Annotated in this window: 10 protein-coding genes and 2 pseudogenes; 7 read left to right on the top strand and 5 right to left on the bottom strand. The window is 72.5% G+C overall.

Going from position 1 to position 9,614, the window contains the following annotated elements; genetic code table 11:
* The 3 genes and pseudogenes from C472_RS03650 to C472_RS03640 form a co-directional block, all read left to right on the top strand.
* A pseudogene (locus tag C472_RS03650) lies at positions 1-448 on the top strand (ABC transporter substrate-binding protein); the annotation flags it as partial.
* Between the two features lie 5 nt (positions 449-453).
* A complete protein-coding gene (locus C472_RS03645) occupies positions 454-1,566 on the top strand; it encodes a FecCD family ABC transporter permease (protein WP_006628437.1) in 1,113 nt (370 codons plus the stop codon).
* The gene (locus C472_RS03640) at positions 1,566-2,468 is read left to right on the top strand and encodes an ABC transporter ATP-binding protein (protein ID WP_006628436.1); all 903 of its coding nucleotides are present in this window, start codon (positions 1,566-1,568) and stop codon (positions 2,466-2,468) included. The genes C472_RS03645 and C472_RS03640 overlap by 1 nt, the downstream gene beginning before the upstream one ends.
* Positions 2,469-2,519: 51 nt before the next feature.
* Here the strand turns inward: C472_RS03640 and C472_RS03635 are convergent, their stop codons facing one another.
* On the bottom strand, positions 2,520-2,885 hold the full coding sequence (locus C472_RS03635) for a hypothetical protein (protein ID WP_049906275.1): 366 nt from the start codon (positions 2,883-2,885) through the stop codon (positions 2,520-2,522).
* A 137-nt stretch (positions 2,886-3,022) separates the two neighbouring features.
* Here C472_RS03635 and C472_RS03630 point away from each other — a divergent pair, with 137 nt between their 5' ends.
* Positions 3,023-3,409 carry a DUF5830 family protein gene (locus tag C472_RS03630; protein WP_006628434.1) on the top strand — a complete coding sequence of 129 codons (387 nt, stop codon included), beginning with the start codon at positions 3,023-3,025 and terminating at the stop codon, positions 3,407-3,409.
* A gap of 104 nt (positions 3,410-3,513) precedes the next feature.
* The gene (menD, locus tag C472_RS03625) at positions 3,514-5,391 is read left to right on the top strand and encodes a 2-succinyl-5-enolpyruvyl-6-hydroxy-3-cyclohexene-1-carboxylic-acid synthase (protein WP_006628433.1); all 1,878 of its coding nucleotides are present in this window, start codon (positions 3,514-3,516) and stop codon (positions 5,389-5,391) included.
* A 28-nt stretch (positions 5,392-5,419) separates the two neighbouring features.
* Here the strand turns inward: menD and C472_RS03620 are convergent, their stop codons facing one another.
* Positions 5,420-5,869, bottom strand: a complete 450-nt coding sequence (locus tag C472_RS03620; protein WP_006628432.1) for a hypothetical protein — start codon at positions 5,867-5,869, stop codon at positions 5,420-5,422.
* A gap of 81 nt (positions 5,870-5,950) precedes the next feature.
* Entirely contained in the window at positions 5,951-6,343 is a 393-nt protein-coding gene (locus tag C472_RS03615; protein ID WP_006628431.1) for a BsuPI-related putative proteinase inhibitor, read from the bottom strand.
* A gap of 81 nt (positions 6,344-6,424) precedes the next feature.
* Here C472_RS03615 and C472_RS03610 point away from each other — a divergent pair, with 81 nt between their 5' ends.
* The gene (locus C472_RS03610) at positions 6,425-7,249 is read left to right on the top strand and encodes a DUF2797 domain-containing protein (protein ID WP_006628430.1); all 825 of its coding nucleotides are present in this window, start codon (positions 6,425-6,427) and stop codon (positions 7,247-7,249) included.
* Positions 7,246-7,911 (top strand): trimeric intracellular cation channel family protein, encoded by a 666-nt coding sequence (locus tag C472_RS03605; RefSeq protein WP_006628429.1) that lies wholly within the window; start codon positions 7,246-7,248, stop codon positions 7,909-7,911. Before C472_RS03610 ends, C472_RS03605 begins: the two co-directional genes overlap by 4 nt.
* Positions 7,912-7,937: 26 nt before the next feature.
* Here C472_RS03605 and C472_RS03600 read toward each other — a convergent pair whose 3' ends face one another.
* Together C472_RS03600 and C472_RS03595 are read right to left on the bottom strand one after the other, a co-directional pair.
* Positions 7,938-8,984: an ABC transporter permease gene (locus C472_RS03600; protein WP_006628428.1), complete on the bottom strand. Its 1,047-nt coding sequence runs from the start codon at positions 8,982-8,984 to the stop codon at positions 7,938-7,940.
* A pseudogene (locus C472_RS03595) lies at positions 8,977-9,614 on the bottom strand (PrsW family intramembrane metalloprotease); the annotation flags it as partial. The pseudogene C472_RS03595 and the gene C472_RS03600, both read right to left, overlap by 8 nt.

Here is a 9,614-nt window from a genome sequence, read left to right as displayed (position 1 = left end):
CTCGGGACAGTTCCGGATCGCACCCCTCCACCGCCTCGGGAACAACACCAAGTCCTACTACCGCCTCGGTATGCGAGACGCCTTCGAAGGCCAGTACCCCGACGGCCCCGTCGGCTACGAAGAACTGCTCCGCGCCGATCCCGACTACATCGGCGCGGTTGGCGCGCTCACCTCCTCCACGCACGAGGAGTTCGTGACCAACGTCATCGAGCCGTTCGAGAACAACGAGAACGGCCAACAGCTCAGCGCCGTCCAGAACGGCAACGTCGTCCGCAGCGGCGGCCAGTACATGGGTCCCATCGTCGACATGTTCTCCACGGAAGCCGTCGCGAAGCAGGTCTATCCCGACGCGTTCGGCGAGTGGCCCGGTCCCGTCGGTGAGGTCCCCGAGGGCGAGCGGCTCTTCGACCGCCAGCGGCTCCTCGACATCGTCGACGGGGACCTGTAGGACCGATGGCGGAACTGTTCGACCGACTCGCCGACCGCAGAGCGGCGGCCAACCGCTGGTACGCCGACTCGACGCTCGCCGGCGTCGCGCTCGGAAGTCTCGCCGTACTGGTCGGCGCGACCCTCCTTCAGGTGAGCTTCGGCGCGTTCCCGCTGACGCTCGGCGAGGCGTGGGGGGCGGTGTTCGACCCCGAGGTCCTGTTCAGCTTCCAAGCGTGGCGAGCGTTCCTGCTCGGCGGCGACCTCCCCGAGTGGTTCACCCAACAACAGCACATCGTCTGGAACATCCGGCTCCCGCGTATCCTCGTCGGCGCGCTCGTCGGCGCGAACCTCGCCGTCTCGGGGGCGATATTCCAGATCATCACGCGGAACGAACTCGCGAGCCCGTACATCCTCGGCGTCAGCGACGGTGCCGGGCTCGTCGTGTTGGTGGTCCTGACGGCGTTCTCCGAGCTGCTCCCGTTCGTGCCGGTACTGGCCGCGCTCGGCGGGGGAGTGGCGTTCCTCTTGGTGTACGTCATCGCGTGGAAGAACGGTACCAGCCCCGTCAGACTCGTGTTGGCGGGCGTCATCGTCGGCACGGTGTTCGGATCCGTCCAGCGCGCGCTGTTCTTCTTCATCGACGACCTCAGCACGGTGATGTCCGCGCAGGCGTGGCTCTCCGGCTCCCTGCTGAACACGGACTGGGGCGAGGTCCGCATCGCGCTCCCGTTCACGGTGGTGGCGCTCGCACTCGCGTTCGTGGTGACGAAGGAGCTGGACGTGCTCGCGCTCGGCGAGGAGACCGCGGACTCCCTCGGAATGCCCGTCGAGAAGATGCGGTTCGCGGTCGCCGGCATCGCCGTGCTGTCGACGGCGGCCGCCATCGCGGTCGCGGGGCTCATCGGGTTCGTCGGCCTCATCGTCCCGCACATGGTGCGGAACGTCGTCGGGGGTGACTCGCGGCGGCTGCTGCTCGGGTGTCTGTTCCTCGGGCCGGCGCTGCTGGTCGGCGCGGACGTCGGCGCGCGCCTCGCGCTCAACCCCATCCAGCTCCCGGTCGGAATCATCACCGGGCTGGTCGGCGGCCCGTACTTCCTCTATCTGATGCGGAAAAGCGAGAACTTGGGTGACGTCTGATGCGGAAGAACGGGCGATCACGTGAGCCGGACAGGCTCCGCGAACCGACGGCAAACGGTGCTGACGAGCCGGCATCGGAGGCGGCGCTCGACGCGGACGAGCTCGTCGTCCGCTATCCGAGTGCCGACGACCCGGTCATCGACGGAGAGACGCTCGCCGTGCCCGAGGGCGAAGTGACCGCGCTCATCGGCCCGAACGGGAGCGGGAAGTCGACGCTGCTGAAGGGGCTCGCGAACCGCCTCGAACCCGACGAGGGACGCGTGCTGCTGGACGGCCGGCGCGTCGACTCGTTCGGCTCGAAGGAGCTGGCCAGGCGGATCGGACGGCTCTCCCAGCGGAACACCGCGCCCGAGACGATCAGCGTTGAGGAACTGATCGAGCGCGGCCGCTACCCTCATCGGGGCTTCTTCGAGTCCCGGACGGCGGACGACGACGAAGCCGTCGACGACGCCGTCGAGATGGCTGGCGTCGGGCACCTCCGCGACCGCGAGGTCGGAACGCTCAGCGGCGGGCAGGCGCAGCTCGTCTGGATCGCGATGGCGCTCGCACAGGACACCGACGTCCTGCTTTTAGACGAGCCGACGACGTTCCTCGACCCGCGCCACCAACTGGAGGTGATGCGCGTCGTGGAGACGCTCCGCGACGAGAGCGACGCGACGGTCGTGGTCGTCCTCCACGACATCTCACAGGCGGCGCGCTACGCCGACAACGTCGTCGCGCTCAAAGCGGGCTCGATCCGCGCCGCGGGTCCGCCCGAGGCGGTCGTGACCGACGACCTCCTCGCGGACGTCTTCGACATCGACGCCGAGGTTATACAGACCGAGCACGGTCCGGTCGTAGTCCCGCTCGATCCGACCGACGGGGATCACCCGAGCCGAACAGAGGGAACGGACTGCTCGTGACGGGAACAGATCGACTGGGACGGGCCGAGTACCCTTCCTGACGGCGACGCGTCACGCGAGCCACAGCAGCCGGAGGTTGCTCGCGGTGAGGTACGTCCCGGTCGCCGTGAGCAGCACCGGCGGGAAGTAGTACAGCAGTCCGTCCCCGTCGCGCGCGCCCTCGACGCTGATCCAGAGCATGACGAGGTAGACAACGATCTTCAGCGCGACGAGCCCCGAGAGTCCGAACGACTCCAGCGAGACGGCCACGACCGGGTTCGCCTCCTCGATCGTCGGAACGTACCGCAGAAAGGCGATCGTTGAGACCACGTCGCCGACGCCGTACGTCGCGGTCGCCGCGATCCACAGCCAGTAGAACTCGTTGGGGCGGCTGCGGTAGGCGGGGCGACGCCGGGACCGGTCGCGGGATCGGCTCACGACCCGACGTATCTGGCGATCGACGTGAAACTGCCGGTCGGCGGCGGTCGGGTCGGCGGGACGCACGATTCCGCTGGCGGTCCGCGACCGGACCGACATCCCGCCGACTTAAGAGCGACCGCGCCGTTTCGCCGGGCGTGACGGAGCCGTCGACCCGCGACGAGAAACTGGAGCTCGGCGTCGAGCTGCTGGCGCACCTCGAACGCGAGGAGCTCGACCTCGCCGCGGCCGTCGACCGGATCGAGACGATCACGACCAGCCCCGCGCTCACCCGGGACATCCTCGACGCCGCCGAGAAGCGCGGGGTCATCGACCGCGACGGCGCTCGGCTCCGGATCCGGCGGGGCGGCACGTACGTCGAGTACGACAGTCAGGTCGTCGCCCGCGAGGGCGACTTCGAGTGCCGGCGCTGCGGCGCGTCGATCTCGACGGGCCACTTCGTTCAGCTTGACGCCGGCGAACTCGGCCCGTTCGGCTCCTCGTGCGTCCGGAAGGTGACGGGGCGGGAGTCCGAGTCGGAGTGAGGGCCGGGGCCGCCGACCCGCCCCGTGGCCGACCCTCGCCGCGACCAACCCGTGCCGCGACCGAACCCGCCGGAATATTTACGCCGGAGCCCGAAGCGGCGGTAATGACCGCGCCGAACCGGAACGTCCTGTGGGCGAACGCGCTCGTCGACGAGCTCGTCGCCGCGGACGTCGACGCCGTCGTCGCCTCGCCGGGCAGTCGCTCGACGCCGCTGACCGTCGCCGCCGCGGGCCACGACGAGCTCCGCGTGTTCTCCCAGCTCGACGAGCGCTCCGCCGCGTACTTCGCGCTCGGTCGCGCACGGCGGACCGGCCGGGTGACGCCGCTGATCTGTACCTCGGGCACCGCCGCCGCCAACTACCACCCGGCCGTGATGGAGGCGAGCAACGCCCGGGTCCCCCTGCTCGCGCTCACCGCCGACCGCCCGCCGGAGCTCCGCGACTCCGGCGCGAACCAGACCGCGGACCAGGAGAAGCTGTACGGCGACGCCGTCCGGTACTACAAGGACCTCCCGGAGCCGGCCGCCGAGGACCGGGCGCTCCGGTCGCTCCGCACCACCGTCGCCCGCGCCGTCGCGGCCGCTGAGGGCGCGGACCAGGGACCGGTCCACCTCAACGTCCCGTTCGCGAAGCCGCTGGAGCCGACGCCGGTCCCCGGCGACGTGCCCGACGACCTCCCGGAAGCGGCCGAGCGCGGGTGCGACGGCCCCTACGTCGACGTGACGCCGGGCGCGCCAGAACCGGGCGACGACGACCTCCGCGCGCTCGGGACCGACCTCGCGGACGCCGACCGCGGCCTGATCGTCGCCGGTCCCGCCGACCCGCCGGGGATCGACCCGGAGTCGGTCACCGCGCTCGCGCACGCGACCGGGTTCCCCGTGCTGGCCGACCCGCTCTCCGGGCTCCGGTACGGCGGCCACTCGCGGGTCGCGCCCGTCATCGGGGAGTACGACGCGTACCTCTCGGCGGACCTCGCCGGCGATGACGGCGTCGGATCCGAGTGGGCCGACCCCGACGCGGTCCTCCGGCTCGGCGCGTCCCCGACCTCGAAGCGGCTCCGGAAGTACCTCGCCGAGACGGGGGCCGACCAGTACCAGGTCGACCCTGCCGGCCGCTGGCGCGAGGCAGAGTTCGCCGCCACCGACCTCGTCGTCGCCGAGCCGAGCCGGCTCTGCGCCCGCCTCTCGCGGCTCGTCGCGGGCGGGAGCGGGGACCCGGACTGGCGCTCGCAGTGGGAGGCGGCGGACCGGGCCGCCGAGGCTGTCCACGCCCGCGAGGGCGACGCCGAGTCGATCTCGGGCGACGAGACTGAGTCGGGCTTCCACGAGGGCGACGCGCTCCGCGCGGTCGCGGGCGCGCTCCCCGACCCCGCGACGCTGTTCGTCTCCAACTCGATGCCGGTCCGCGACCTCGACCGGTTCGTCGGGCCGACGACCGCGAACGTCACCGCCCTCGGCAACCGCGGCGTCTCCGGCATTGACGGCATCGTCTCCAGCGCGCTCGGCGCGGGGGCCGGGACGACCGACGATCTCACGCTCGTCCTCGGCGACCTCGCCTTATACCACGACGCCAACGGGCTGCTGGCGATCGACCGGTGCGACGTCGACGCGACCGTGGTGGTCCTCAACAACGACGGCGGCGGCATCTTCCATCAACTGCCGATCGAGGCGTTCGAACCCCCGTTCACCGAGTCGTTCAAGACGCCCCACGGGCTGGAGTTCGAGCCGCTCTCGGAGCTTCACGGACTCGAATACGCCCGGATCGACGCGCGTCCCGAGTCGGTCGCGGACCGCGGCGAGGATCCGGCGGAGCGCGCGGCGGCGGTCGCCGACGACGTCGCGGCCGCCGTCTCCCGCGCCCACGAGGCGGCGGGGTCGCACCTGATCGAGGTCGAGACCGACGCCGAGTCCAGCCACCGGACGCGCGAGCGGCTCGCGGCCGCGGTCGAGCGCGTGGTCCACGGGGGCGGGTCGGACGAGTAGGGGCAGGCCGGAATCGGTCGCGCGGGATTCAGGCCGCGGCCGACCTCGACTCGTCGCGGCGGGCGTCGCCGAGCGAGACCCCCGCGTACGCGACGACCGCGAACTGGATCCCGACGCCGAGCGCCGCGCCGAGCGCGAAGACGGCGGTGACGACCGCGCCGCGGGTCGGGGAGAGGTACGAGAGGACGGCGGCCGAGCCGACGAGGAAGGCGACGGTCGCGCTCGCGCCCGTCGCCAGCGCGGTCGACGCCGCGGAGACGTCCGGGTCCCGCACGCCGGCCGCGAGCGCGACGCCGAACAGCAGGCCGTAGATCAGCACGAAGGCCGCGAACCGGCCGCTCATGACGTACGTCGTGAGCCGCTCGGCCGGCCGGATCGAGACGGACGATTCGATGAGGATCGCCGAGAGCCGCCTGACGCCGCTCACCGCGAGCGCGACGACCGCGGCGACTGTCGGCGGGAGGGCTGCCGTGCGCATACCGGCAGGCCGCACCGCGCGGCACTTATGCGTTTATCCCTCCGGGGCGACGGCTTCCTTCACCCCTCCACACGGCCTCCTTCATCCCTCCACCGTGACGACCGCGTCCGCGCGCGGGTCCCGATCCGTCGCGGCCGCCTCGCCGACGATCCGGTACGTCCCGGCGGGCGGGCTCCGCCACGTCGCCTCGTGGGTGACCGACTCGGCGGGCGCGAGCGTCTCGCTGCCGAGCGCCTGCGTGAACATCCGGCCGGCACCGTACCGCCAGACCGGGTCGTCCGCGTCCCCGTCGGGCCGGCCACCGTCGTCCGACCCGTCCGCGTCCGCGCCCCCGTCCGCCGGATACGCGGTGAACTCCACGCGCTGGCCGGTCCGGAACCGGAGCGTGACCGGCTCCGACCCGCCGTTTTCGATCCGCAGCGCGAGCGTCACCCCGTCGTCGGTCTCCGTCGCTTCGAGCGCCGCGTCGAGCATGGTCGCGTCTGCGTCGCCCCCGGACAAAATACCTCGCCGCCCGACGACGGCTATAAGCCTCGGCTCCCCGTATCGGTGGGCGTGCAGGTCGTCGGCTACGAGACGGGCGTCGCGGGCGGTTCGTCGGGGCCGGACGACGGTTCCGAGGACGGGTCGTCGGACCCGGACGGACCCGTCGGCGGCGGACTCTACGTCGCGAGCGGCGGGAGCGTCGACTACGTCGCGGCGGACCCGGGGACCGAACTCGCGTTCGGGCTCGGCGAGCGGCGCTGCGCGGGGACCGTCCACGACGGCGACCACGTCGCCTGCGACGCGCCCGACGCGCCCTACTGCGACGACCACAGCCGCGTCTGGGTGTGCGCGCGGTGTACCGGGACGTGTCTGAAAGACGAGATGGACTGCCACGAGTCGCACGCGATGTACCTCGCCGCGTTCGCGCCAGACGTGCTGAAGGTGGGCGTCACCCGCGAGTGGAGGCTGAACACGCGCCTCCGCGAGCAGGGGGCCGACCGCGCGGCGCACATCCGGACGTTCCCCGACGGTCGGGTCGCCCGCGAGGTGGAGTCCGAACTGGCCGCCGGCGACGACCTCGTCGACCGCGTCCGCGTCCCGACGAAGCTCGACGGGTTCGGGCGCGCGGTCGACGAGGCGACGTGGGAGGCGCTGCTCGACCGGTTCGACCCGATCGAGCGGTTCGAGTTCGACTACGGGCTCGACCTCGCCGAGCGCCCCGTCGCCGAGACGATGGCGGCGGGGACCGTCCGCGGCTGGAAGGGACGGGTGCTCGTGCTCGACCGCGGCGGGTCGACGTACGCGGTCGACGCGCGCGACCTCGTCGGCCACGAGCTGACCGACGCGGTGCCCGAGCGGGAGCTACAGTCGAGCCTCGGCGCGTTCGGCGGGTGACGGGGGGCGTTCTGACGGTCCTCTTCGGGGACCCGTTCGCGGCGATGAACACGGTCGGGCTGGTCGCGTTCGCGCTGGTCGGCGCGAGCAAGGCGGTCCGCGAGGAGTTCGACCTCTTCGGCGTCGCGGTCGTCGGGCTGGCGATGGCGTTCGCCGGCGGCGTCACCCGCGACCTCCTCGTCGCCCGCGTCCCGCTCGCGCTCCGCTCGCCGGTCGAGATCCTCCTCGGGCTGGTCGGCGTCGCGCTCGCGGTGGGGCTGAGCGCCCGGCTCGCCTCGCCGGACGAACATCCCCTGACGGTCGCGGCGGACGCCGTCGGCCTCGCCGCCTTCGCGACTACCGGCGCGATCGTCGCGACCGACGCGGGCGTGTCCGCGTTCGGGGTGGTCGCGGTCGCGACGATCAACGCCGTCGGCGGCGGCGCGCTGGCCGACGTGCTCCTCGACCGGCCCCCGTTCATCCTCTTCGAGGACTTCTACGCGAGCTGCGCCGTGCTGGGCGGCGTCGCCTACTGGCTGGTCGGGACGCTCGGTGCGCCCTCGGGCGTCGCGGCCGCGGCGTGCGCGGCCGTGACCGTCGGCGTCCGGCTCCTCGCCGTGGCGTACGGCTGGCGGCTCCCGACGGCGACGCAGCTCACCGAGCGGCTCGGCGGGAAGTCGTAGCCGGAACGGTCCGCCCGGCCGACGGCTCACTGACCGAACCCCTGCGCGGCGACGACGCGACGGACGCCGAGGTACGCGGCCGCCGCGATACCCGCGTACGCCAACACGAGGACGCCGGTCGCCGCGTCCGCGCTGTCGATCGCCAGCCGCGCGACCGCGTTCGCGGGGCCGCCGGCCATCGCGGTCGCGCCGCCGAACAGGACGAGGACCGCGACCGAGTAGAGCAGCTGCGCCGCCCGGCGGTCCGGGGCGACCGCCGAGATGCCGACCGCGACGGCGACGACGAGCGTTGTGAGCGCGGTCATCAGCGCCAGTATCGGCCCGACGTTCGCGACAGACGTGCCGTTCGCCTCCAACAGGAGGAGCCACAGCAGCGCCTGTCCCGGGGCGATCCCGATCGCCGCGGCCGCCTTCCCGTCGACGATCTCGGCGAGCGTGACGGGCGCGACCCGGAGCAGTTCCATCGTCCCCTGATCCAACTCCTCCGTGATCGAGTCGACGACGAGCGACCCCGAGATGAAGACGGGAAGGAACACCAACACCGGGATCAACACGGTGTAGGTGAACGAGAAGTACGGGCTGGTCTCGCCACGGTCCGGGAGCGGGAGCGGCGACTCGTCGAGGGACGCGGCCCGGCGGTCGCGCTCGTCCAGCTCGTAGGTGCGCAACAGCTCGCGGAGCTGTACCACGATCACCGTCGTCTCGACCGTGGCGTCCGGCGCGGTGACGGCGGTCGACACCCGCCCGGACTCCGTGCGGGTCGCGACCACCACCGCGTCGGCCGCGTTCCGATCGAAGGCGCTCCGCGCCGCGTCCGCGTCGGCGTACGGCGTGACGGAGGCCCCGGGGACCTCCGCGGCGGCGCGCTCCAAGTCGCCGACGGCGTCGCCCGCGGCCGCGACCTCTATCTCGGCCCCGTCGAGCGCGCCGGGGTCGTACATCGAGACCAGCCCGACGACGAGGAACGACGAGAACATCGCGATGAACAGCTGGATCGCGATCGCTAGCAGGATCGTCTTCTCCGCGCGCAGTCCGGCCAGCTCCCGCCCGGCGATCGTCAGGCGGCTATCCAAGGCTCACCACCCCGACGTTGTACGCGGCGTGTCCCAGCGTCNNCCCGCGGCTCGCGCCGACGGCCGCCGCGCTCGTCGTGACGACGTGGAGGACCAGCGGCGCAAAAAAGAGCGCCGCGAGCGCGAGCGGCGGCAGCCCGGAGAGCCCCGACACGTCGGCGAAGGCGGCGCGACCGAGGAACAGGTCGGTGAGCCCGACCGCCTGAACGACCGCCGTCGCCTTCTCCGCGAGGAAGAAGCCGGTCCCCGAGGCGACGCCGACCGCCAGCGCGACGCCGAGCGCGCCGCGACCGACGCCGTCGCCGTCCGGGCGGTCCGAGACCCCGCGCTCGAAGACGCCGCGCTCGAACCCGGCGTACAGCCCGACGCTCTTGGCGACCTCCTCGATAAACGCGATCGTCACGAGCAACACCGGGATCGACACCGTGACCGGCAGCGCGAACAGCACCGCGACGGCCAGCAGCTCCGCGACGAACACGAAGGGGATCGTACAGGCCGTGAGGAGCGCGACCGAGCCGAGCGCCCGGAGCCGGTCGCGCCGCAGGAGTCCGCCGCCGGCGGGGACAGGCGAGAGCCGCACCGCGAGCGCGTCGAGGAACTTCCGCGCCACAGGCTTTTGCGAGAACATGT

It is taken from the genome of Halorubrum tebenquichense DSM 14210 (assembly GCF_000337415.1).
In the GTDB taxonomy this organism is placed as follows: Archaea; Halobacteriota; Halobacteria; order Halobacteriales; family Haloferacaceae; genus Halorubrum; species Halorubrum tebenquichense.
This window is presented reverse-complemented; position numbering and strand designations above follow the sequence as displayed.

Excerpts from the sequence above, each read along its gene's own strand:
- menD (WP_006628433.1), top strand. The coding sequence starts at position 3,514 with ATGACCGCGCCGAACCGGAACGTCCTGTGGGCGAACGCGCTCGTCGAC.
- C472_RS03640 (WP_006628436.1), top strand. The coding sequence starts at position 1,566 with ATGCGGAAGAACGGGCGATCACGTGAGCCGGACAGGCTCCGCGAACCG.
- C472_RS03645 (WP_006628437.1), top strand. The coding sequence starts at position 454 with ATGGCGGAACTGTTCGACCGACTCGCCGACCGCAGAGCGGCGGCCAAC.
- C472_RS03615 (WP_006628431.1), bottom strand. The coding sequence starts at position 6,343 with ATGCTCGACGCGGCGCTCGAAGCGACGGAGACCGACGACGGGGTGACG.
- C472_RS03620 (WP_006628432.1), bottom strand. The coding sequence starts at position 5,869 with ATGCGCACGGCAGCCCTCCCGCCGACAGTCGCCGCGGTCGTCGCGCTC.